This is a genomic window from Phenylobacterium sp. NIBR 498073, from assembly GCF_027286305.1.
Taxonomy (GTDB): Bacteria; Pseudomonadota; Alphaproteobacteria; order Caulobacterales; family Caulobacteraceae; genus Phenylobacterium.
This window is the reverse complement of the sequence record NZ_CP114599.1, coordinates 1042837-1065307: the sequence shown is the minus strand read 5'-3', so window position 1 is coordinate 1065307 and position 22471 is coordinate 1042837. Positions and strand designations below refer to the sequence as shown.

24 protein-coding genes are annotated in these 22471 nt (G+C 69.3%); 11 read left to right on the top strand and 13 right to left on the bottom strand.

All coding sequences use genetic code 11. From position 1 onward, the window contains the following. The first annotated feature begins 190 nt into the window (after positions 1–190). The 3 genes from O4N75_RS05450 to O4N75_RS05440 all read left to right on the top strand — a co-directional run bounded on the left by O4N75_RS05450 (position 191) and on the right by O4N75_RS05440 (position 2852). Positions 191–1450: an MFS transporter gene (locus tag O4N75_RS05450; RefSeq protein ID WP_269628342.1), complete on the top strand. Its 1260-nt coding sequence runs from the start codon at positions 191–193 to the stop codon at positions 1448–1450. 32 nt (positions 1451–1482) lie between these two features. Continuing rightward, on the top strand, positions 1483–2418 hold the full coding sequence (locus tag O4N75_RS05445) for an SDR family NAD(P)-dependent oxidoreductase (protein ID WP_267230631.1): 936 nt from the start codon (positions 1483–1485) through the stop codon (positions 2416–2418). Between the two features lie 143 nt (positions 2419–2561). Continuing rightward, the gene (locus O4N75_RS05440; RefSeq protein ID WP_269628341.1) at positions 2562–2852 is read left to right on the top strand and encodes a hypothetical protein; all 291 of its coding nucleotides are present in this window, start codon (positions 2562–2564) and stop codon (positions 2850–2852) included. On the opposite strand, the gene O4N75_RS05435 is transcribed toward O4N75_RS05440, so the two are convergent. Then, positions 2853–3455, bottom strand: coding sequence for a GNAT family protein (locus tag O4N75_RS05435; RefSeq protein ID WP_269628340.1), 603 nt, complete (start codon positions 3453–3455; stop codon positions 2853–2855). It abuts the gene before it with no gap. 69 nt (positions 3456–3524) lie between these two features. Here O4N75_RS05435 and O4N75_RS05430 point away from each other — a divergent pair, with 69 nt between their 5' ends. After that, positions 3525–3923: a hypothetical protein gene (locus O4N75_RS05430; protein ID WP_269628339.1), complete on the top strand. Its 399-nt coding sequence runs from the start codon at positions 3525–3527 to the stop codon at positions 3921–3923. A gap of 130 nt (positions 3924–4053) precedes the next feature. Here O4N75_RS05430 and O4N75_RS05425 read toward each other — a convergent pair whose 3' ends face one another. After that, complete coding sequence (locus O4N75_RS05425) at positions 4054–4491, bottom strand: tautomerase family protein (protein WP_269628338.1); 438 nt, start codon at positions 4489–4491, stop codon at positions 4054–4056. A 71-nt stretch (positions 4492–4562) separates the two neighbouring features. On the opposite strand from O4N75_RS05425, the gene O4N75_RS05420 reads away from it, so the two are divergent. Beyond that, positions 4563–5114 carry a TetR family transcriptional regulator gene (locus O4N75_RS05420; protein ID WP_269628337.1) on the top strand — a complete coding sequence of 184 codons (552 nt, stop codon included), beginning with the start codon at positions 4563–4565 and terminating at the stop codon, positions 5112–5114. Between the two features lie 162 nt (positions 5115–5276). Here the strand turns inward: O4N75_RS05420 and O4N75_RS05415 are convergent, their stop codons facing one another. Beyond that, the gene (locus tag O4N75_RS05415; RefSeq protein WP_269628336.1) at positions 5277–5699 is read right to left on the bottom strand and encodes a helix-turn-helix domain-containing protein; all 423 of its coding nucleotides are present in this window, start codon (positions 5697–5699) and stop codon (positions 5277–5279) included. Positions 5700–5743: 44 nt separating this feature from the next. Here O4N75_RS05415 and O4N75_RS05410 point away from each other — a divergent pair, with 44 nt between their 5' ends. Continuing rightward, positions 5744–6433, top strand: a complete 690-nt coding sequence (locus tag O4N75_RS05410; RefSeq protein WP_269628334.1) for a cation transporter — start codon at positions 5744–5746, stop codon at positions 6431–6433. 28 nt (positions 6434–6461) lie between these two features. Beyond that, on the top strand, positions 6462–6812 hold the full coding sequence (locus tag O4N75_RS05405) for a DUF3147 family protein (RefSeq protein WP_269628332.1): 351 nt from the start codon (positions 6462–6464) through the stop codon (positions 6810–6812). Here O4N75_RS05405 and O4N75_RS05400 read toward each other — a convergent pair. Then, positions 6809–7315, bottom strand: coding sequence for a GNAT family N-acetyltransferase (locus O4N75_RS05400; protein ID WP_269628331.1), 507 nt, complete (start codon positions 7313–7315; stop codon positions 6809–6811). The two genes, O4N75_RS05405 and O4N75_RS05400, sit on opposite strands and share 4 nt — an antisense overlap. Between O4N75_RS05400 and O4N75_RS05395 the strand changes: the two genes are divergently transcribed. Further along, positions 7314–7652: a TfoX/Sxy family protein gene (locus tag O4N75_RS05395; protein ID WP_269628330.1), complete on the top strand. Its 339-nt coding sequence runs from the start codon at positions 7314–7316 to the stop codon at positions 7650–7652. The two genes, O4N75_RS05400 and O4N75_RS05395, sit on opposite strands and share 2 nt — an antisense overlap. Before the next feature lie 31 nt (positions 7653–7683). Here O4N75_RS05395 and O4N75_RS05390 read toward each other — a convergent pair whose 3' ends face one another. From O4N75_RS05390 to O4N75_RS05375, 4 genes are all read right to left on the bottom strand, one after another. Further along, on the bottom strand, positions 7684–8541 hold the full coding sequence (locus O4N75_RS05390; protein WP_269628328.1) for an NAD(P)-dependent oxidoreductase: 858 nt from the start codon (positions 8539–8541) through the stop codon (positions 7684–7686). After that, positions 8538–9497, bottom strand: a complete 960-nt coding sequence (locus tag O4N75_RS05385) for an oxidoreductase (protein ID WP_267230620.1) — start codon at positions 9495–9497, stop codon at positions 8538–8540. The genes O4N75_RS05390 and O4N75_RS05385 overlap by 4 nt, the downstream gene beginning before the upstream one ends. Before the next feature lie 3 nt (positions 9498–9500). Continuing rightward, positions 9501–10280 carry an enoyl-CoA hydratase-related protein gene (locus O4N75_RS05380; RefSeq protein WP_269628327.1) on the bottom strand — a complete coding sequence of 260 codons (780 nt, stop codon included), beginning with the start codon at positions 10278–10280 and terminating at the stop codon, positions 9501–9503. A gap of 224 nt (positions 10281–10504) precedes the next feature. Continuing rightward, the gene (locus tag O4N75_RS05375) at positions 10505–11569 is read right to left on the bottom strand and encodes an MBL fold metallo-hydrolase (RefSeq protein ID WP_269628326.1); all 1065 of its coding nucleotides are present in this window, start codon (positions 11567–11569) and stop codon (positions 10505–10507) included. A gap of 160 nt (positions 11570–11729) precedes the next feature. Here O4N75_RS05375 and O4N75_RS05370 point away from each other — a divergent pair, with 160 nt between their 5' ends. Next, the gene (locus O4N75_RS05370) at positions 11730–13052 is read left to right on the top strand and encodes a hypothetical protein (RefSeq protein WP_269628325.1); all 1323 of its coding nucleotides are present in this window, start codon (positions 11730–11732) and stop codon (positions 13050–13052) included. A gap of 176 nt (positions 13053–13228) precedes the next feature. Here O4N75_RS05370 and O4N75_RS05365 read toward each other — a convergent pair whose 3' ends face one another. After that, positions 13229–14614: an RNB domain-containing ribonuclease gene (locus O4N75_RS05365; RefSeq protein WP_269628324.1), complete on the bottom strand. Its 1386-nt coding sequence runs from the start codon at positions 14612–14614 to the stop codon at positions 13229–13231. Between the two features lie 253 nt (positions 14615–14867). Further along, complete coding sequence (locus O4N75_RS05360) at positions 14868–14993, bottom strand: hypothetical protein (RefSeq protein WP_269628323.1); 126 nt, start codon at positions 14991–14993, stop codon at positions 14868–14870. 298 nt (positions 14994–15291) lie between these two features. Between O4N75_RS05360 and O4N75_RS05355 the strand changes: the two genes are divergently transcribed. Both O4N75_RS05355 and O4N75_RS05350 read left to right on the top strand, forming a co-directional pair. Beyond that, positions 15292–15873: a hypothetical protein gene (locus O4N75_RS05355; RefSeq protein ID WP_269628322.1), complete on the top strand. Its 582-nt coding sequence runs from the start codon at positions 15292–15294 to the stop codon at positions 15871–15873. A gap of 536 nt (positions 15874–16409) precedes the next feature. Next, a complete protein-coding gene (locus O4N75_RS05350; RefSeq protein ID WP_269628321.1) occupies positions 16410–17384 on the top strand; it encodes a TerC family protein in 975 nt (324 codons plus the stop codon). A 180-nt stretch (positions 17385–17564) separates the two neighbouring features. Here the strand turns inward: O4N75_RS05350 and O4N75_RS05345 are convergent, their stop codons facing one another. From O4N75_RS05345 to O4N75_RS05335, 3 genes are all read right to left on the bottom strand, one after another. Beyond that, positions 17565–19106, bottom strand: a complete 1542-nt coding sequence (locus O4N75_RS05345; protein ID WP_269628320.1) for an acetolactate synthase large subunit — start codon at positions 19104–19106, stop codon at positions 17565–17567. Then, on the bottom strand, positions 19106–20875 hold the full coding sequence (locus tag O4N75_RS05340; protein WP_269628319.1) for a feruloyl-CoA synthase: 1770 nt from the start codon (positions 20873–20875) through the stop codon (positions 19106–19108). The genes O4N75_RS05345 and O4N75_RS05340 overlap by 1 nt, the downstream gene beginning before the upstream one ends. Positions 20876–21295: 420 nt before the next feature. Further along, the gene (locus O4N75_RS05335; RefSeq protein ID WP_269628318.1) at positions 21296–22363 is read right to left on the bottom strand and encodes a DUF898 family protein; all 1068 of its coding nucleotides are present in this window, start codon (positions 22361–22363) and stop codon (positions 21296–21298) included. Positions 22364–22471 lie beyond the last annotated feature (108 nt).

The following is a 22471-nucleotide window of genomic DNA, read 5'->3' as shown; positions in this document are numbered from 1 at the left end:
GAGCGGGGCTCTAGCTGGCGCGGCGGGCGCGCCCGGTTCGTCGCTGGCGTCGCATGGACGTCTTCCAGATCGTTCACGTTGGAAGCGCGGCGCATAAGGCCATGACGGGCCCGCGTCAATCGCGCGTTGCGGCGCAGGTCGTCGCGGTCCAAGTTGCCCGGCCTTCGCCGTCCTCGAGTACCGAGCTCGCATGTCTGAACCGACCGACGCCGCCGACCAGCCGACCACCGCCCGCGAGCTCCTAGCCCACCGCGACTACATGCTGTTCTGGTCGACCCGCGTGGCCTCGACCCTCGGCGTGCAGATCCAGAGCGTGGCGCTCGGCTGGCAGGTCTACGCCGTGGCCCGCGAGACCCACAGCGTCGCCCAGTCGGCCTTCTATGTCGGCATGATCGGGCTGGTGACCTTCATCCCGGTGCTGCTGCTGGCGCTGTGGGCCGGCGAGGCCGCCGACCGCTACGACCGCAAGCGCATCCTCCAGCTCTGCTACGCCGGCGAAATCGCCTCGGTGCTGCTGCTGCTGGCCGCCAGCCTGTTCGGGTTCGCCACCATCCCGCTGCTGCTGGGCGTCGCCGTGCTGTTCGGGACCAGCCGCGCCTTCATGGGCCCGGCCGGCACCGCCATGGGCCCTATGCTGGTGCCGCGCAGCCTGCTGCCGCGCGCCATCGCCTGGAATTCGCTGGCCTGGCAGGGCGGCTCGATCATCGGCCCGGCGCTTGGCGGCGCCCTGGTCTCGATCTCGCCGGCCGTCGCCTACGGGACCACCAGCGGCCTCTATCTGGTCGCCGTGCTCACCGTCTCGCTGATCGCCATGAACACCAAGCCGGTGGCCCAGGCCGGCTCGCGCTGGACCCTGATCAAGGAGGGCCTGGGCTACGTCTGGCACAACAAGATCGTCTTCGGGGCGATCTCGCTGGACCTGTTCGCCGTGCTGCTGGGCGGGGCGACGGCCCTGCTGCCGGTCTACGCCCGCGACGTCCTGCACGTCGGGGCCGAGGGCTTCGGCATGCTGCGCGCCGGCCCGGCCATCGGCGCCACCCTGGTCGCCATGTGGCTGGCCGCCCATCCGATCCGCACCAACGCCGGGCCGATCATGTTCGTCGGCGTGGCGATCTTCGCGCTCGCGACCGTCGTCTTCGGGCTGTCGCAGAGCTTCTGGCTGTCGGTCGTGGCCCTGGCCGTGCTCGGCGGCGCCGATATGCTCAGCGTCTATGTCCGCCAGACCTTGGTGCAGATCGTCACTCCCGACCAGATGCGCGGCCGCGTCGCCGCCGTCTCCTCGCTGTTCATCGGTGCCTCGAACGAGCTGGGCGAGTTCCGCACCGGCGTGGCGGCCCGCTTCATGGGCGCGGTCGGCGCCGCGGTCTCGGGCGGCGTCGCCGCGTTGATCGTCACCGGGGTCTGGGCGAAACTGTTTCCCGCCTTGCGCAAGGCCGACCGGCTCGAATAACAACAACGCCATTCTTTTAGGGAGATTGATCGATGGGTTCGCTTTCAGGGAAAGTTGTTCTGGTCACCGGCGGCGGCAACGGCATTGGCCGTGACTGCGCGCTGATCGCGGCCGCCGAAGGCGCGAAGGTCGTGGTCAACGACCTCGGCGGCGGCCTCAAGGGCGAGGACGAAGGTTCGGCGGGTCCGGCCGAACAGGTTGCTCAGGAAATCCGCGCCGCGGGCGGCGAAGCGGTTTCCAACTCCGACAGCGTCACCGACCTCGACGCCGTCTACGGCATGGTCGAGCAGGCCAAGAAGGAATTCGGCGGCCTGCACGCGGTGATCAACCCGGCCGGCATCCTGCGCGACGTGATGTTCCACAAGATGACCGAAGCTGAATGGGACGCGGTCATCGCCGTCCACATGCGCGGCTCGTTCAACGTCGCCCGCGCCACCATCGAGCTGTTCCGCGAACAGAACGACGGCGCCTACATGTTCTTCACCTCGACCTCGGGCCTGCTCGGCAACATCGGCCAGGCCAACTACGGCGCGGCCAAGATGGGCATCGCCGGCCTGTCGCGGATCATCGCCATGGAAGGCGCGCGCAACAACGTGCGCTCCAACTGCCTGGCTCCGGTCGCCTGGACCCGCATGACCCAGTCGGTGCCGGTGAAGGACGAAGCCGCCGCCGCCCGCCGCGCGGTGATGGCCGAGAAGATCCGCGCCGACCAGCCGGCCCGCTTCTCCGTCGCCATGATCACCCCGGCTGCGGCCAGCGTCTCGGGCCAGATCTTCGGCGCCTCGGGCGAGAACATCATCCTCTACAGCCAGCCGCGTCCGGTCGAGACCGTGACCAAGGAAGAAGGCTGGACGGTGCAGTCCATCCTCTCGGAAGCCATTCCGAAGATGGAGCCGAAGTTCACCCCGCTCTCGCGCCCGCCGCTGGCGAGCCAGGGCGGCGACGCGGCCCCGGCCAAGGCCGGCTGATCGGCCAGGTAGCTTAGGACTTCAAGGCGGCGGCTCCTCACGGGGCCGCCGCTTTTTCTTTGCACCCGCGCAATCGCTTACGCGGCAAGGATTTTGGCCCGAAACTTGCTTAGCGCCAGGCGTCCCTTCGTCAGGAGCGCCCCATGTCCGTGAGCAACGTCGGCCCCGCCAGCTGGTACGCCCAGCCGCAGTTCGCCTCCCCCGCCGGCAAGGCCAAGGAGAGCGAGAACTCCGGCAAGCTGCGCATCGAGGAGCCGGCAAGGCCCGACCGGACGCTGACGCCGGAAGAGGAAGAGAAGCTCAGGAAGACGCTCGCCGGCATGGCCGCCGGCGACTTCCAGAAGATCCTTGAGGACGACGCCCGGCGCGCGGCCGACCAACGCGCCGCCCAGGGCCGCGATCCATCCGGGGCGGTCGTCGACCTGCGCGTCTGACTACAGCCGGTGCCGGCGCACCCACTCCTCGCGGGTCATCTCCCAGTAGAGCGAGCGGCGCGTCGTCCCGTCCGGCCGCACGCTGTCGATCTCGCCCATCCGCCGAAAGCCCGCCGCATCGATCGAGGCGGCCGAGCGCACATTGTCCAGCGCCGCGGTCAGCGCGATCAGCCGCACGCCCAGCTGCTCGAACATGAAGGCGATCGAACGCGCCACGCCGGCCTTGCCGCTGTGGGAATTCTGCAGGTCCGCCCGCCGCGCCCCGGCGATCTCTGCCGCCGAGCGGTCCGGCCAGACCGTGAACCGTGAATAGCCGGCGACGGCCCCGGCCTCGTCCAGCGACACGCTCAGGATGCACTCGCCCCGCTGGCGCAGCGCCTCGCTGTCCGCCACCCAACGACCGACATTGGCCTCGTTGATCGGCCGCGGCAGGTCGTAGATCGGGTCCGAGACCTTCGGGTCGGCCAGCAGCGCCGTCAGTCCCGCCACGTGCTGCGGCCCGGCGATGACCATCTCTGCGCCGCCGGCGCCGCGCACCGCGGCGCGGATCGCCGCCTCCTCCTCTGCGCTGACCTGCAGCACCGTCATGGGCGGGGCGCTCATGGGGTTTCCTCCTCTACCGCCGGTTGGCCCGGCCTTTGCTCCAGCATAGCCCAGTCAAGGAGCCTCCGCATGCAAGTCGGCAGTTCAAACCTCGTAGACGGCCTTTTCGCCACCGACACGCTGAGCAAGATCGGCCAGCTCGGCAAAACCGACTCGGCAAAACCCTCCGCGGCGGCCGAAGCTGCGCGCAAAGCCGAGCTCGCCAAGTCCAGCCAGCGCGCCGTCCTCGACGAGATTCGCGAAAAGGGCATCTACGCCTGGGCCCAGGAGCAGAAGCTCGAAAAGCTGAAGGAAAAGATCGAAGCCGAGGTCCGCTCAGCGAACCCCGACGCCGACCCGGCGACCATCGACAGCGAGGTCGCCCGTCTGGTGAAGGAGGCCATGGAACAGGCCCTCAATACCGAGGCCGCCGAAGCCGCCAAGCGCGGCGAACCGGCCAAGCCGATGATCATCGACATCTCGGTCTGAACATCTCGCCGCTCACCCCGGCGAAGGCCGGGGCCCAAGCCGGGTCAGCGGCCGCGCTTTGCTTGGCGATCTGAGCGCAACGGATACCCCGCTTGGATCCCGGCCTTCGCCGGGACGAGCGGTGGCGGGGTCACGCCACCTCCCGCGGCCCCACCGGGCTCGGCTTGTTTTCCGCCCGCCAGCGGATCTCGTCCTCAGTCCCCGGCAAGGGCGGCCGGTAGCCCTGGATCGACCACAGCTCATACGACGTCTCGTCGATGTGGTACTCCCAGTTCAGCCCCCGGTCGCGCACATAGGGGGCCAGCGCCACATCGACCATCTCGATGAACTTCGCGCGGATCTCCGCCGTCGGCATGGTCCGGGCGATGTGGTCGATCCAGATCCGCACGAAATTGTCGACGCTCTCGCCGCCGATGAAGAACGAGTCGGCGGCCACTTCCTGGAACACCACCCCGACATAGAACTTCGGCAGGCCGCGGGCGTAGAGCGCGGTGATCGCCTCCGACAACCCCTTCTTGTCCTCCAGGCTGAACGCTCCCACCGGGTGATAAATCTTCCATAGCGGCATGGGCCGGCTCCTTGACTTCAATAATGATGATTATCATCATTGAGTCCGCAGAGACGTCAAGAGGCAGGCCGATGAAGATCAGCAAGGCGCAGGCGCAGGAAAACCGCGAACGCATCGTCGGGGCGGCCTCGACCCTGTTCCGCGAGCGCGGCTTCGACGGGGTCAGCGTCGGCGACCTCTCCAAGGCGGCCGGCTTCACCCACGGCGGCTTCTACAACCACTTCGCGTCCAAGGACGCCCTGGCCGCCCTGGCGCTGGAAAGCGCCTTCGCCGCCATGGCCGGCCACCGCGAACGCGCCCGCGACCTGGCCGAGATGCTGACCCACTACCTCTCTCAGGCCGCCCGCAAGGCCCCGGGCAGGAGCTGCCCCGCCGCCGCGCTCGGCGGCGACGCCGGCCGTGGATCAGACGATGTGAAGGCCGCCTTCGCCGGCGGCGTCGAGCAGATGATCGCCTCGGTGGAGGCCCGCCTCCCCGACACCCCGGACCGCCGCGCCCGCGCCCTGGGCGTCGTCACCCGCATGGCCGGCGCCCTGATGCTGGCCAGAGCCGTCCCCGACGGCCCGCTGGCCGACGAACTGCTGGAGACCAACCTGCGGCTAGCGATCGCCGAGGCTGGCTAACGCGCGACCTCACGTGTCATCCCGGCTTCGGCGCAGCCGAAGACCGGGCCCCATGAACACCCGATCCTTCAGACAGCGCATGGCCCCGCCCCATTCAGCCAGCCCAGCGCGAATGGGGCCCGGTCTTGCTTCGCAAACCGGGATGACACCCCTGAAGGCCGCTTAGTGCTCACCGCCGCAGTGCGAATGGTCGGCCAGCGCCTCGATCACCCGGCACTCGGCCACCGCCCCATGCCTGCAGCTCTTCAGCATCCGCGCCAGCTCGCCCTTCAGCGCTGTCAGCTTGGCGATCTTCGCCTCGACCGCGGCCAGGTGCCGGCCGGCGATCTCGTCGACCGGCCCGCACGACCCGTCCGGACTGTCGCTGAGCTCCAGCAGCGTGCGCAGGTCGTCCATCTCGAAGCCCAGCTCGCGGGCGTGCCGGATGAAGCTCAGCCGCCGCACGTGCCCATCGTCATAGAGCCGCCGGTCGCCCTCGCTGCGCGGCGGCTTGGGCATCAGCCCGGCGCCTTCGTAGAAGCGGATGGTGGTCACTTTCACGCCAGCCCGGCGCGAAAGTTCGCCGATCGAAAGGTCGCCCGTCATTCGCCGCTTGCTCCTATAGTGACTATAGGATCCATCACTTAGGCATGACCTACGAGATCGTCCACCGCAAGGCGCCGCCGCCCGCCCCCGAAGGGGCCGCCTGCGCCACCGCCGGCTGCGGCTGCGAAGCCACCGCCGCCGCCGTCGAGAACGGCTCTCCCGCCTTCCGCCGCGCCGTCTGGATCGTGCTGGCCTTGAACGCCGGCATGTTCGGCCTCGAGGTGGTCCAGGGCCAGTTGGCCGGCTCCATGGCCCTACAGGCCGACGCCCTCGACTTCGCCGGCGACGCGGCCACCTACGGCCTGTCGCTGTTCGCCCTCTCTCAAAGCCTGGCGTTCCGATCGAAGGCGGCCCTGGTCAAGGGCGTCAGTCTCGCCCTGATGGGCGTCTACGTCCTGGCCGCCGCGCTCTGGCGCACCTTCGTCGACGGCGCGCCCGACGCGGTGACCATGGGCTGGGTCGGTGCCCTGGCGCTCAGCGCCAACGTCATCTCCGCCCTGCTGCTGCTGCGCTTCCGCGACGGCGACGCCAATGTCCGCTCGGTCTGGCTCTGCTCGCGCAACGACGCCATCGGCAATGTCGCCGTGCTCTGCGCCGCCGGCATCGTCGCCTACACGGCCACGAAATGGGCCGACCTGGCGGTCGCCGCGATCATGGCCAGCCTGTTCCTCTCGACCGCCACGTCGATCATCCGGCAAGCTCGCGGCGAACTGAGGCTGCAGGCTGGCGCCTAACGCCTCGAGAACTGGGGGGAGTTCGGGCGTGGGCTATCTGATCATCAAGGCGCTGCTGTCGGGCGCAATCATCGCGGCGGTGTCCGAGATCGCCAAGCGCAGCCCCGGCTTCGGCGCCCTGGTCGCCTCCCTGCCGCTCGTGTCCATCCTCGGCATGATGTGGCTGTGGCGCGATACCCACGACGTCCAGCGGATGGCCGCCCACGCCGAAGGCACCTTCTGGTTCGTGCTGCCCTCGCTGCCGATGTTCCTGCTGATTCCCGCGCTGCTGCGCCGCGGCGTGACCTTCTGGCCGGCCCTCGCCATCGGCTGCATCCTGACCATCGGCCTCTACTTCGCGATGACCTGGCTCGGCCCAAGATTCGGCCTGAAGCTCTAGCTCTCCGCCAGCGCCTTCAGCGGCCCGTCCGTCAGCCGCCGCACGATCCACTCGGTCTGCGCGCTGGCCCCCAGCGAGTCGTAGAACGCGATCGACGGCGCGTTCCAGTCCAGCACCGACCACTCCAGCCGCGCCAGCCCCTCGTCCTGGCAACGCTGCGCCAGCCGCCGCAGCAGCGCCTTGCCCGCCCCGAGGCCCCGCGCCTGCGGGACCACGAACAGGTCCTCCAGATAGATCCCGTGCCGGCCGCGGAAGGTCGAATAGTTGTAGAACCACAGCGCAAAGCCGACCGGCGTCCCGTCGGCCTCGGCGATGTCGCAGAACGCCCGCGGGGTCTCCCCGAACAGCGCCGCCTCGACATCGGCCTGCGTCGCCTCGACCTCGTGCAGCAGCTTTTCGTACTCGGCCAGGCCGCGGATGAAGCCGTAGATCAGGCTGGCGTCCGCCGGGCTCGCCGGCCGCACTTGCACCTTGGCCGCCGCGGCGGTCTTCTCCTGGCCCATGCCCGTCTCTCCCGACTTCCTCGACTACGTGCTCGAGCAGCTCACGTCCCTCGGCGGGATCACTCACCGCCGGATGTTCGGCGGCGTCGGCCTCTCGCGCCATGAGCTGTTCTTCGCCCTCATCGCCGACGACGTGCTCTACTTCAAGGCGGACGCGGTCAGCGTCCCCGACTTCGAGGCCGCCGGCTGCGAGCCCTTCAAGCCGTTCGGCGGCGACAAGGCGATGAGCTACTGGACGCTGCCGCTCGAAGCCCTCGAAGACCCCGACGAATTGACCGCCTGGGCCACGCGGGCCCTCGACGCGGCGATGCGCGCCAAGGTCGGGAAGAAGCGCTGAACCTAGTTCCCCCATAGGCAACGCAATTGCGTCACCCCACCACCACGCCCGGCGGCGGCTTGCTGCTCTCGGGCACGAAGAAGTCCGGCATCAGCCGCGCGGTCGGATCGACCCGGTACTTGTCGAAGTCCCGCTCGCCCTCCGCGTAGAGGAAGCTGTCGTCGATCAGGAAGTTGCCGGTGAACTCGCGGCTCGGCTTCTCGAAGATCGCATGGGCAGCATCGGCCATGATCTCCGGCGTGCGGCAGGCCTTCATACCCTCCTCGCCGGCCAGCGCGAATTGGATCGCAGCCGTGGCGATGCCGGTGCGCGGCCACAGGGCGTTGAAGGCGATCCCGTCCTCGCGGAACTCCTCGGCCATTCCCAGCACGCACATGCTCATGCCGAACTTGGCCATGGTGTAGGCCACGTGCCCCTGGAACCACTTGGGACTCATGTCCAGCGGGGGCGACAGCATAAGCACGTGCGGATTGGCCGCCTTCTTCAGGTGCGGGATGCAGGCCTTCGACGTCAGGTACGTGCCGCGCGCATTGACCTGGTTCATCAGGTCGTAGCGCTTCATGTCAGTGGCCAGGGTGCCGGTGAGCTGGATGGCCGAGGCGTTATTGACGCAGACGTCGATCCCGCCAAACGCAGCGGCGGTCTTCTCGACCGCCTCATAGACGCTGGCCTCGTCGCGGACGTCGACGATCAGCGGCAGCGCCTTGCCGCCGGCCTTCTCGATCTCCTCGGCGGCGGTGTAGATCGTGCCTGGCAGGTGCTTGTGCGGCTCGGCGGTCTTGGCGGCGATGGCGATGTTCGCCCCGTCCCTGGCGGCCCGCAGCGCGATGGCCAGGCCGATGCCGCGGCTGGCCCCGGTGATGAAGAGCGTCTTGCCGTTCAGGCTCATGCCGTCACTCCCGTGATCTCTTCCGACAGCGCCCACAGCCGGTCGGCGGCGTCAGGATCGATGGCGTAGGGCATCACGCCCTTCATCGGGTTGTCCTTGTTCCAGGGCGGCGCCTCGGCGCAGTCCTCCAGGTAGAGCCCGCCGATCCCCTCCAGCTCCTCGCCGACCGCGGCCCAGACGCTGGTCGAGGCGCCCTGCTCGGGGGTCTTGAAGCCCTCGCGGACATTGCCCTCCTCGTCCATCCAGCCCATCGCCACCATCTCCTCCTTGGGAAGGTAGCGCTGCAGCGGAGTCATGATGCCGCCCGGCATCACCGCGTTGGCGGTGATGCCGTGCTCCTCGAAGCGGGCGTTGTAGCCGACCGCGAACAGCGAGTTGGCGGTCTTCGACTGCCCATAGGCCTCCCACTTGTCGTAGGGCCGGCTCAGATAGTTGGGGTCGTCCCAATGGATGTCGCTGCGCCGGTGGCCGATCGAGGACAGCGCCACCACCCGCGCCGTGCGCTCGTCCTCGGCGGCGTTCAGCAGCGCCCGCGTCAGCCCCACCGCCAGCACGAAGTGGCCGAAGTGGTTGGTGCCGATCTGCAGCTCCAGGTCCTCGGCGGTCCGCAGCAGGGGCGTGGCCATCACCCCGGCGTTGTTGATCAGGATGTCCAGCGGCTGGTCGCCCCAGGCGTCGACGAACGAGCCGACGCTCGCCAGGCTGGCCAGGTCCAGCGTCCCGGCCACGACATTGTCGGCCCCGATCGCCTCGTTGATGGCCACGGCCGCCTTCTCGCCGGCCGAACGGTCGCGGACCGCCAGCATGACGTCCGCCCCCGCCGCGGCCAGCGCCTTGGCCGTCTCGTAGCCGATGCCGCTCGCCCCGCCGGTGACGATGACGTTGCGGCCGGAGAGATCGTGGTCACCGGCCACCACGCGGGCGGGGGTGAAGGCGCCGAAGCGGGAGCGGATCATGGGTCAGGACACCTTGCTGAAGTCGGGAACGCGCTTCTCGGCGAAGGCGGCGAACGCCTCCTTGGCCTCGGCGGACTTCAGCTGGGCGGCGAAGTGCGTCCCCTCCTCGTCCATGCGCTGAGACAGGGCCGTCTCGTCGCGCATCAGCGCCTTGGTGATCACCACCGCGGCCGGCGGGCGGGCGGCGACGGCCTCGGCGGCGGCGCGGGCCCGGGCGCGCAGCTGGTCCAGCGGCACGACCTCGTTGGCGATACCCCAATCGACCGCCTTCTTGGCGTCGACCGCCTCGCCCAGCACGAACATCGCAAACGCCCGCGCATGGCCGATGCGGCTCGGCAGGGTGATGCTGGAGGCCGCCTCCGGCACCAGCGCCAGGTTCACGAACGGCGTGGTCAGCAGCGCGTTCTCGGCCACATAGACCAGGTCGCAGTGCAGCAGCATGGTGGTGCCCACGCCCACCGCACGGCCGTTCACCGCCGCGATCAGCGGGGTCTTGGCCCGCGCCAGCGCCGCCAGCAGCGGGTTGCCGCCGCGCCGCGCCTCGTTGGCCGACGACTCGCCGGCGTTGACCGCCGCGAAGTCGCTGATGTCGTTGCCGGCGGTGAACATGTCGCCGTTGGCCTGGATCAGGACGCAGCGCACGTCCTTGTCGAACTCGGCCTGATCGATGGCGTCGCCCAGCGCCTGGTACATCGCCCGGGTCAGGGCGTTCTTCTTGTCGGGACGGTTCATGGTCAGGGTCAGGACCCCGCCGGACTTCTCGATCAGAATATGGTCGGACATTGAAATGCGCTCCTAGACTTACGCCGTATGCTAACGCGGCGCAGGGCAAGGATCGAAGCGCTATTTTTCCTGTGTCATCCCGGTTTCGGCGCAGCCGAAGACCGGGCCCCATGAACACCGGATAGATCAGAACTCGGCTCTGCCGCGCCCCATTCGCCCACTCCGGCGCGAATGGATGCCGGACAAGCGCCGCGCGCTTTCCGGGATGACACCGTAAGGCCGCCCTACGCCGCCCGGTACCAGATCACCCCGGCCTCGTCGGCTTGCGCGGTCGCCTCGCCGCGGGTCATCAGACAGTTGAGGTGCGCCAGGCTCTCGCCGGTGGCCATGCCCAGCACCCGCTGGTCGATCTTGCGGCGGAACAGCACCGAGAACACGTCGACCGCCCGCTTCGGTTCGGCGATCAGCTTGCGCAGCCGCGCCAGCCCGCGCTCATGGCCGCCGATCAGGTGGTCGATGCGCGCGTGCAGGCCATAGAACGGCTCGTTGTGCGCCGGCAGCACCAGCACCTCGTCGTCCACCCGGTCCTTGATCGCCGCCAGGGTGGTCAGCCACTCGGTCAGCGGGTCGCCGTCCGGCTCGGTCGGGAACACCGAGACGTTCGAGGAGATCTTCGGCAGCACCTGGTCGCCGCTGATGAACAGCTTCAGGTCCTTCTGCCAGAGGCAGACATGCTCAGGGGAATGGCCGGATCCGACCACCACCTCCCAGGGCCGCCCGCCGATCTCCACCACCTGGCCGTCGGACAGTCGCCGGAAGGTGTCGGGCAGCGCGTGCAGCCCCTTGCCGAAGCCGCCGAAGCGGGCGCGGTAGTCCTCCAGCGCATCGTCGTCCCAGCCGGCCGCGCGGTAGAAGTCCAGCGCCTCGGCCGGCGCCTCGCGGCCGGTGTCGGCCGCCAGCGAGCGGCACATCAGGAACTCCAGCCGGCTGATCCACAGCCGGCACTGGAACTTGCGGGTCAGCCAGCCGGCCATGCCGATGTGGTCGGGGTGCATGTGGGTGACGAACACCCGCGTGACCGGCTTGCCGCCCAGCGCGCCGGCGAACGCCTTGCGCCAGGTCTGCTGGGTGTCCGATCCGCCCATGCCGGTGTCGACGATCGCCCAGCCCTCGCCGTCCTCGATCGCCCAGACGTTGATGAAGGCCAGCGAGCCGCCTAGCGGCATCCGCAGCCACTTCACCCCCGGCGCGACGTCCACCGCTTCGCCCAGCTCGGGCCCCTCGACGAACGGATAGCTCAGCCGCGCCCTCGCCGCCTGTTCCTGCGTCTCTTCGAATCCGTCGCGCAAAGCCGTGCCCCTCGTTCTCCGCCCCATTTTTGACCGCATAACTGGTCAGGGCAAATGCAACCGCGGCCCGGTTCAGACGTCGTTCACGACGAACTTGACCCACTGGCGCTGTGGGGGCTTATGTCCGCGCAATAGGGAACCACCCAGGAGTTTTTCAACCATGAGGCCATTCATCACGGGGCTGGCCGCCACCTTGGCCTTGCTGGCCTTGGCGCCGGCGGCCGTCTCGCAAGGCAAGAAAGCCGCCGAGATCTCGGATAAGGCGCGCACCCAGGGGATGGCCGAGGCTCCGGCCCTCGCCAAGGCCGCTGGCATTTCCTGCAACGTCACCGACGCGCTGTTCGTCGGCAAGACCAGCGACAAGAAGACCAAGACCAACACCACCTATTACGAGATCGACTGCGACCAGGGCGTCGGCTTCGTGCTGTCGGCGGTCGAGGGCGGCGCGACCACCTCGTTCACCTGTATCGAAGCGGGCACCCCGGGTCCGGACGGCAAGCCCTCGAACCTGGCCTGCAAGCTGCCCGGCAACGCCGATCCGAAGGCCGACCTGGCCGGCGTGCTCGCCGCCGGCAAGGTGCAGTGCACCCCCGAGGCCGCCCGCGGCATCGGCCAAAGCGCCACCGCCACCTATCTCGAAGTCGCCTGCCAGGGCTCGGCCCAGGGCTACGTCCTGAAGACCAGCGCGCCGATCGATGCGGCCAAGCCGGTCGAGGCCACCGACTGCATGCTCTATGACGGCGGCCAGTCGAACATCTCCTGCACCCTGCGCACCAAGGAACAGCGCCTGGCGGTGATCGACGCCTTCGCGGCCCAGGCCAACAACGGCTGCACCGTGAAGGACAAGCGGTACATGGGCATGTCCCAGACCGGCTCGTCGTTCTTCGAAGCCGCCTGCGCCGACGGCAAGGGCTACCTCTACCGCGTCGACGCCGGCAAACTGACCCAGACCTACGACTGCGCCAAGGCGCAGGGCGTCATGGGCGGCTGCACCCTGACCGACACCAAGGAAGCGGTCACCGAGCAGAACGGCCTCTACACCAAGCTGGCCAAGGCCGCGGGCTTCAACTGCGACGTCTCCAAGTACGCGCCGTTCCCGAGCGCCAACAACAAGGACATCGTCGAGATGGCCTGTTCGAACCGTCCGGACGGCGGCGTCGGCGTGTTCGGCGGCCCGAACGACAAGCCGGTCGTCTATGACTGCGCCCGCGCGCCGATCGCCGGCTACCGCTGCTCGTTCACCAAGCTCGACACGGGCAGCTACAGCGCCGTTACCGCCGACCTGAAGGCGGCCGGCAAGGACTCCTGCACGGTGTCCAACGCCCGCATCATCGGCAAGTCCGCCAAGGGCACGACCTACATGGAAGTCGCCTGCTCGGACGGCCTGAAGGGCTACGTGCTTGAGTACACCGCCGACCTGAAGCCGGTCGAAGCCATTGGCTGCGCCTTCTCGGGCCAGTGCAAGCTGCCGGGCAACACCTAAGCCCGGCCGACCAAACCAAAGCGAAAGGCCCGGGGGCGACCCCGGGCCTTTTTCTTTGGCCGCAGCGTTGGACGCTAGCCCCACTGAGAATCCGGAGCCTCGTGGTTGGTCGCCCCCGCCCGCGCCTTGGCGTAGCTCTCGATCAGCAGCTTTCGCCGGGATGAGCGGTATTGGGCCTAGGCCACCCGCTCGAACTGCGCCGTCCCCTGGGCCGGGTCGGCGGCGGTCAGCCGCACGACCAGCCGCTCGCCGACCTCGACCTTGTGGGCGGTCACCCGCGCCACCACCGGCAGCTCGCACAGCTGCATTCGCGCGCCGCGCTCGTCGATGTCGGTGACCACCGCCTCGAAGGCCTCGCCAATCTGCCCCTGCAGCATCGCGGCCTCGGCCAAGTCGATCACCACGCGGTCGATCTGGCCGGCCTGGTTGTCGGCCCGCGCCATCACCTTGGGCAGTTTGGCGAAGGCCAGGGTCGCGGCGGCCGGCGCCGGCCGGCCGTTGGCGATCGCCAGCACGGTGTCGACCACATAGCGGTCGGCCAGCCGGCGCAGCGGCGCGGTCGCATGCGCATAGGTCGCCGCCATCGCCGCGTGCCAGGGGATCTCGCCCGGCGTGTAGGGTACGTAGGAGGCCGCCGTGCTGGCCCGCCGGATCGCCATCATGAACGCCGCCTGCTTGGCCTCGCCCGGGTCGAGCGTCAGTTCGTATTGCGCCAGGCTGGCCATCTCGGGCCATTCCAGGCCGAACGCCCGCGCGGTCTGGCGCAGCCGCCCCACAGCCCGCGCGTCGGGTTCGGGCATCACCCGGAACAGGCCCGTGCGATGGGCCAGCAGCACCTGGGCGATCGCCAGGTTGGTCGCCAGCGACAGCGCCGCGTTCTGGTCCTCGGCCTGCGTCCGCGGCCGGAACCGTAACTGCAGCCGCCCGTCGTCCAGCCGCGCAACCTCCTGCTCCGGCGGATCGACCCGCGAGGCTCCGCGCCGCGCCTCGGCCGCGCGCACCCGCTCGGCCAGTTCGGCGAACCCGGCCGGCAGCTCAGCGGCCGTCACCTGCTCATAGCCCAGCTTGGCGACGCTGCGGATGATCGCCCGCTCGGCCCCGTCCAGGCTCGCCTCGCCGTCCGGGTCGACCCGCACCGTGAACACCACCGCCGGCCGCGGCCCGCTCGGCAGCAGACTGGCGGCGCCTTCGCTCAGTTCGCGCGGATAAAGGCTGGCCTTGCCGTCCGGCAGGTAGAGCGTCGCCCCGCGCTTCCAGGCCTCGACGTCCAGCAAGTCGCCGTCGCGCACGAACCACGACACGTCGGCTATGGCGTAGTGCAGCAGCAGGTCCGCGCCGCTGGCCTCGATCGCGAACGCCTGGTCGAGGTCGGTGGAGCTCGCCGGGTCCAGGGTCACGAACGGCCGCTCGGTGCGGTCGACATGCTCGCTCGGCGCCCGCTGCGCCGCGACCTGCGCCGCCGCCACCACCTCCGGCGGAAATCCTTCCGGGACCTTGAAGCGGACGCGCAGCGCCTCCAGCCCCTGGCTCAGCGCATTGCGCGGATCGATGAGCGTCTTCATGCCCAAGCTCTGTCACCTCGCCCCAAGGGTGTCATCCCCTCCCCTGTCATCCCGGTTTGCGAAGCAAGACCGGGATCCATGAACACCGGATGGTTCAGCAAATGGCTCGCGCCTCGCCAACTCGACGAACCCGGGCGCGAATGGGTCCCGGTCTTCGGCTGCGCCGAAACCGGGATGACACGGCGGGAAAGCCCAAACGAAAAGGCCCGCGGATCGCTCCGCGGGCCTTTCTCGTCAGTTCGGGGGGCGCGCCCTAGGCGTGCGAGAGCAGGTGCTCGGCGTCGCCGCGCAGGCGCGCCACGACCTTGCTCACGAACGCGTTGACCGCGCGGTAGAAAGCCAGCTGGCCTTCGACGTTTTCGTATTCAGCAAACAGCATGATCGCCTCCAAATGCTGAAGCCTATCTATGCTGCGACGCACACAAAATCAATGGTGCGACGCAATATTTCCGATTGTGATGAAAAATGTGAAGCTGGGCGGATCATAGCCGAGCGGCGGAAATCCCCTGCCGCGGCTGGCGCAGACCTGTTCGCAGTTGCAGCAAGCAGCACCCCGAACGCCCTTGCCTCCTCCCGTCGGGGAAGCTGGATCAGCGGCGGCGACGAGACGTAGCGGGACCGCGCCTCCCCCCAAGGCAGGCGTTGTCGTCCGCAACCTCCACCTCTAGTCTCGCGTGATGCGGGGCCTCCTCAAGATTGTATTGGGCGCGTTGGCGATCGGCGCCTCTGCGGGTCTCGCCGAAGCCGCGTCGCCCGAGCGATCTCCGCGCGTGGAGATAAGCGACGACGGGCGATCGGTGATTTACGATGGCGAGGTTGTGCGCCTGTCGCGCGACTACTCGTCCTCCTATGAGGACTACCAGCAGGATCCGAACAATATCGATCCAACTGAAAACGCACACGTCGAGCGCCTGATGACCCAGGCGCGCTTGCCCAAGCGGTTCGCCGATCGTGAGGAAGCGTTCTCCGCCGTCCTGGAGTTGAAGTTCCCGGGCTATGGCTCGCGGTCGCTACAGGCCAGGGCGTCGACGGGTCAGCGCGAATGGCGCGTGCTCGTCTTCGAAATTCCGCGGGCAGGCAAGAGCCGTTACGTGGCCATCGCGGAGGGCGCGGCTGGTTGGTCTGTGATCGACGACTTCGTCGCCGACGACCGGCTGGGTCTGAGTTTTGCCGAACGCGGCGACGGCGCGATCACCTACAGTGACGGCATGAACCGCAAGCTGCTCGTCCACCAGGATCGGGACGACTCCGGAAACTGAGCCAACTCTGCGGGGCCCTCACCTGTAGGACTGAGAAGGGGGCAGCGAACGTTCACTCGGTGCGCGAGAGTTTGCGCCGTCTTGGTTAGGACCGGCTGAAATACGCCTTGTCGCCTTCGCTCTGAGGTCTCTTGCGAAACCTGCATGGCGCACCAATCTGAAACGCGCGGTACCGGGCCCCTCTGACGATCAACGGCGATCGTGATGTCGGACCGCACAGGTGCGCCCTGGGGTCCGTTGCTATTCCCGCTTGCCTGACGGTTTCCGGGCGCGCCTCCAACCAGGAGGAGCACATGACAAACATCCAAATCTGGCGCCTGCGCCACCGCTATCGTCGGCTTCTACGCCTGATCTGCAGCATCCGGCAGGAGCCTTCGCATCGAGCCGACGCAAGCGCCTTGCTGCAGGACCGCGATGAGCGTCGACGCGCGATGGGCCGCGCCAAACTGGCGCTGGCGCCCATTCCCGTACGCTCGCGTCACTAGCCTTGCCGGGCGGCGCCGAATGCGCCGCCCGCGCCCTCGGGAGCTCACATCATGGACATGCTTACGGCGGCCGTCCTCGGTCAGCCCTTGTGGATGTGGCTGGCGTTCGCCGGCCTTGTCATCGCTCTGCTCGCCCTGGATTTGGGGATTCTGCACCGGGACCAGCACGAAATCGGGGTGCGAGAGAGTCTGTTCCTATCAGCCGGCTATCTCAGTCTCGGCTTGGCCTTCGGAGGCTGGGTCTGGCATCAGCTGGGCCGCGAGTCCGGCATTGAGTACATCACTGGCTTTCTGATCGAGAAGAGCCTGGCGCTAGACAACATATTCGTCATCGCGACCATCTTCGCGGCGTTCGCCGTGCCGCGAGCCTATCAGCACCGGGTGCTGTTCTGGGGCGTCCTGGGCGTAATCGTCCTGCGCGGCGTGATGATCGGGTTCGGCGCGGCCCTGGTGGCCAGCTTTGAGTGGATGCTGTTCATCTTCGCGGCCTTCCTGGTTGTGATGGGCGCAAAGATGTTCTTTGCCGACAAGGCGCCAGAGGATCCTCATGACAACCCGGTCTACCGCTGGCTGGTGCGCCACATCCGGGTCACTCCCGAACTTCACGGCTCGCGCTTTTTCGTGAAACAGCCTGGCCGGACGGGAAAACTAGTCTGGTTCGCCACGCCACTCTTCATGGCGCTGATCATGGTCGAACTGGCCGACGTCGTGTTCGCGGTCGACTCGGTGCCTGCGATCTTCTCAATCACCACCGATCCCTATATCGTCTACACCTCAAACATTTTCGCCATCCTTGGGCTGCGCGCCCTTTATTTCGCCCTGGCGGCGGTGGTGGCGCGCTTCGCCTACCTGAAGCATGCGCTGGCGGCGCTTTTGGTGTTCATCGGCGGCAAGGTGTTCTTCGCCGAGATGATGGGCTGGGAGAAATTTCCCGCGCCGGTCTCGCTGGCCATTACTGCGGCGTTGCTTTTCGCGGGCATCGGCTGGTCCCTGTGGAAGACGCGCGAACAAGGTCGCGGCCTCTGACCCGTCGTCGCCGGGCGCCGACTCCAGGGCGGCCGTGCGCCCGGCGCCCGGCGACGACGGGTCTTGAGGTGGCGCCTTTCGCGAAAGCCGACATCGCGGTCCAGCACATAGGCGGACTCTTCGGCTCTGGACCACACTTGAGGTCAAGCCCCCCCGGAGGGGGAGCCTCCGTCGCCCGGCTCAGATCGCCGCTTCGATGAACTTCGGCCCCGGCTCGGCCATGGCCTTGGCGAAGGCGGCGTCGAACTCTTCGGCCGTCTCGCAGCGCACCGCCGGCACGCCCAGGCCCTTGGCCAGCGACACCCAGTCGATCTTCGGATCGCCCAGGTCCAGCAGCTTGCTGGCCGACGGGCCCGGATTGCCCGAGCCGGTGCGGCCCATCTCGATGTTGAGGATGCGGTAGGAGTGGTTGGCGAACACCACCACCGTCACGTCCTGGTTCTCGCGCGCCATCGTCCATAGCGACTGCACCGTGTACATCGCCGAGCCGTCGCCGTTCAGCGAGACGATCTTGCGGTCCGGCGCGGCGACCGCCGCCCCGATCGCCAGCGGGCCGCCGATGCCGATCGCCCCGCCGGTCAGGGCCAGCACGTCGTGCGCCTTGGCGGTGGCGCAGGGCACGGCGATGCCGCCGCCCGAGGTCACCGAGTCATCGCAGATGATCGCGCCTTCCGGCAGGTGGCGCGCCACCGACACGCCCGCCGACTGCGGGGTCAGCGGCCCGGTCGGGGCGGCGCCCGCCACCTTGTAGGGCTGGGCCGGGCCGCTCGCCGGCGCGCCCAAAGCGTCGGCCAGCGCCGCCAGGCCGGCGACCGCGTCTTCCGAACGCTGCGCCAGGGTCATGGTCTCGCAGCCTTCCGGGACCAGCACGCTGGGGCGGTCGGGATAGGCGAAGAACGCCACCGGCGTCACGGTGCCGACGAACACCATCAGGTCCGTGCCTTCGAGGTCGGCCAGCGCCGCCTCGCCGAAATACTGCATCCGCGCCGGCTGGAAGACGCCGGCCCCGCGCGGCTGGCGCGCGCAGAAGGTGTCGGCCATCACCCGCACGCCGGCGGCCTGCAGGCGCGCGGCCTGTTCCAGGGCCTTGGCGCTGGTCCCCTGCCCGCCCAGCAGCACGACGGGTTTCGCCGCCGCGCGGACCTTCCTGGCGACGTCCTCGACCACGCCGCCGGCCGGGGCCGCGCGGGTCGGGACGCTCGCCTTCACCGCGCCCTTGGCGGTCTCCAGCCAGGCCGAGTCGGCCGGCAGGATCAGGCTGACCGGTCCGCCCGGCGGGCCGTAGCTGGCGGTCACCGCCTCGGCGGTCAGCTCAGCGACGGTGTCGGGGCTGTCGGCCGACTTCACCCACAGCGAGTTGGGGCCGACGATGGTCGGGATGTCCGAGTTCAGCGGCGCGTCGTACTGGCGGTGATAGGTGGCGTGGTCGCCGATCACGTTGACCACCGGGGTGAACGCCCGCCGCGCATTGTGCAGGTTCGCCAGCCCGTTGCCGTAGCCGGGACCCAGGTGCAGCAGGGTGCAGGCCGGCTTTTCGGCGATGCGGCCATAGCCGTCCGCCGCCCCCGTCGCCACGCCTTCGAACAGGCACAGCACCGGCCGCATCTTCGGCTCACGGTCCAGCGCGGCGACGAACTGCATCTCGCTGGTACCGGGATTGGCGAAGCAGGCGGTGACCTCGTTTTCGACGAGGGTGGTAATCAGGGCGTCGGCGCCGTTCATCAGAACACCATCACATCAGCAGCATCGGAAAACAGTCGTTCGGCCTCGGACGCCCGCAGCGCGCGGGCGACGGGCTGGGCGATATAGCCCTTGTCGGTGATCTCGCCGGCGTTGGCGTCCGGCGGCGTGGCCAGCACCAGGGCCCGGGCCACCTTGCCGCCCGAGCCCTTGGCCCCGGCGTTGAAGCGCTCGATCCCGGCCCGAACCGCCGCCTCGATCGCCGCGCGGTCCATGTTCGGGTTCGGATAGAACAGCAGCCCGACCGCCTCGCGGCCCTCGCCGCAGACCACCGCGTCGGTGACCGCGTCGCCCACCGCCGAGACCGCCCTCACCCGCAGGTCGCCGACCGTGACGAAGGTGCCGCTGGCCAGCTTGAAGTTCTCCGAGATGCGCCCGTCGAAGGCCAGGCCCGCCTTCGGGCTGGCCTCGTCCACGAACCGCGCCGCATCGCCCAGCAGGTAGAAGCCGTCGGCGTCGTAGCTCTGCGCCGACAGCTCCGGGCGTCCCAGATAGCCGGGCGAGACCTGCGGCCCCTTCACCCGGAATTCCAGCTTGCCCGCCGCCGGGGTCAGCTTGACCGAAGTGCCCGGCACCGGCAGGCCGATCAGCCCCATGCGGTCGTTGCGCCAGTGGACGTTGCAGGCGGTCGGCCCGGTCTCGGTCGCGCCATATCCCGAGGCGAAGCTGATCTTCTCGCCGACGCTCGCCACCGCGACGGCCTGGATGCGGTCGCAGGCGTCCTGGCCCAGGGCCGCGCCGCCGTACTGCAGCACCCGCACCTGCTCGAAGAAGGTCCGCGCCAGATCCTCGTCGCGCTCCAGCTCGCCGGCCAGCAGCATCCAGCCGGCCGGGACCATGTTGTGATAGGTGGTCGCCACCTCTTTCAGGTTGCGCAGCGTCTCGCCGAACCGCCCGGCCACCGGCTGGCCGGCGTCGATATGCAACGTTCCACCGCGATGCAGCGCCATGTGCAGGATCGAGTTGGCCCCCAGGCTGTGGCTCCAGGGGGCCGAGTTGACCATCACCGGCGGCTCGTCGTCGGCGTAGCAGGCGGCGATCTGCGCCGAGTTCAGCGCGATGCCGCGATGCAGGCAGATCACCGCCTTGGGCAGGCCGGTCGAGCCGGAGGTCAGCAGGTACTTGGCGTGGTCGTCAGGCTGGGCGGTGGCCTCGACGCCGGCCGCGCTCAGCAGCCGCGCCAGCGGCACGTCGCCCGGCCGCGGGTTCTTGCCCGCGATCACCGGCAGCCCGGCCAGGAACGGCGCCTCCAGCGCCTCGGAGAACAGGCTGGCGTCCTCGGTGTAGACCGCCGCGGGGTTCAGCACCTCGACCGCATGGGCCAGCCGCGTCAGGTTCGCGCCCGGCAGGCCGTACTGCGGCGAGACCGGCGCGATCGGCATGCCCTGGCTCATCGCCGCGTAGCCGACCAGCCCATGGTCGATGCCGTTGCGCGCCAGGATCAGCAGCGGCCGCGTCCCGACCACGCCCAGTTCGCGCAAGCCGCCGGCGATCGCCCGCACCTGCTCGCGCGCCTCGCCGAAACTGGTCCGCCGCCAGCCCTCGCCCGACCGCTCGGCCAGCCAGGTCCGCCCCGGCGCCTCGCGTGCCCAGCGGTCCAGCGCCTGGGTCATGGTGGTGAACTCGCCCGAGAACGGGGTCGGATTGGACAGGATCAGCTCGCCGCCGCCCCTCTCCTCGATGTCCAGCTGCGGCGGCGCATAGCGCGCGTCGCGGAACGGGGCGTCTGTGGGGCGGATTCTAGCGTCCATGATGCGCATAGCCTTAGCGGGCGAGGCGCAAGGGGGAAAGCGGCGGAACGCAAGTTGCATCGGCCGTCCGGTCGGGTGAGTTTCAGAAGGGTCCGGGGAGGAAGCTCGATCGTCATGAGATGCGCTGTTTTGCTGGCGGCCCTCATCCTCGCCTCGTGCAGCGGCGGCCCGCCGCTCCCCGGGCCCACGACGCAGGAATGCCAGCTGCTTCCCGAGAAGGAGCCTCGGTGTCCGGAAGATCCGGTCGCGACGCGCTTCTGCGCGACCGGTGCGGCGCTCGTCTACGCCGACGGCCGCGAAGTCTCGATGGAGGACGTCAAGGGCTGGGAAATCCAATCGGGCCCCAGGCTATGCAAGGACGGCGGCACCCCAAGCGGCCACCCTTAGGCGCGCCGAGACTCACAGATCGGCGGCCCGCGCCTAGGCCCCGGCCTTCATCTCGACCGGCGTGAAGGCCACCGCGGCCGCCTGGCGGGCGGCCCTGGCCCGCTTCGAGCGCCGCCGCGCCTCTTCCAGCCGGGCGAACACGAAGGCGCTCTCGCGGGCCGCCGCATAGGGCGCCAGCGCGCCCAGCGAGACGATGCGCAGGGCGGCGTTGCCCGCCTGCAGCCGCGCCCAGGCCCGCCAGCAGAGCGGCAGCCCCAGCCCCAGTCCCGCCGCCGCCGCCGTGCGCCGCGCGGCCTGGTACGGCGCCCAGGCGACCGTCAGCGCCAGCCACAGGCCGAGCGCCAGCGCGCCCAGCGCCGCCAGCTCGACCAGGGTCGGCACGGTCCCCAGCGCCGGGGTCGGCAGGAAGCCGGCCGCCAGCCCCATCGCCACCCCGCCTGCGAACAATCCGATCATCACGCTGGCGAACCAGCCGATCGCAAAGGCGCTGTAAAGCGGGCGGCGCGCGGCGGCGGCGGCGTCATAGGCGGCCGGGCGATGCGGATGATGCAGGCCGCCCCACAGCAAAGCGTCCCGCCGGCGGTCGGCCGCCGGCCGCCACCAGCCAAGGGTCAGCGCGATGAGCGCCGCGTCGCGCAGCTCGCCCAGCGCGAAGGCGGCCGACGAGCCGTCGACCTCGAACACCTGCCCGCGCCATTCGGTGCGGGTGGCCAGATAGACGAAGCTCACGAAGCGGCAGAAGCCCATGAACAGCGCCACGCTCGCCGCCGCGATCAGCGCCACCGGCGCGCCCCAGACGCCCAGCCCCTGCACCGCCGCCAGGGCCGCGGCCAGCGCAGCGGCGACGACCAGCAGCTTGGCCAGCGCGCCGATCAGCAGCTCGATGCCCAGTCCGCCATAGTCCAGCGGCTCGCCGTTCATGTCCGTGGCCGCCCACAATCGCCGGCGTATCGCGCTGCGCCCCCAGAACCCGTGGAGCCCGAGGGTGAGCAGGTTCGGCGCCCCATGGCGCAGGGTGAGCGACAGGAAGCCCCGCGCATCCAGTCGCTGCACGAGCGTCAGACTCGGGCCGCCCGACTCGGCGGCGTTCGATCGCGACATCTACTCCCCCGCGACGAGCCTGCGGCGCGCGAGTGCGCCGGTTACTTCCCACTCACGATAGTATGAAGGTGAAAGTATTGCCGAGACCCGAACCTCGCGCCCGCAGCT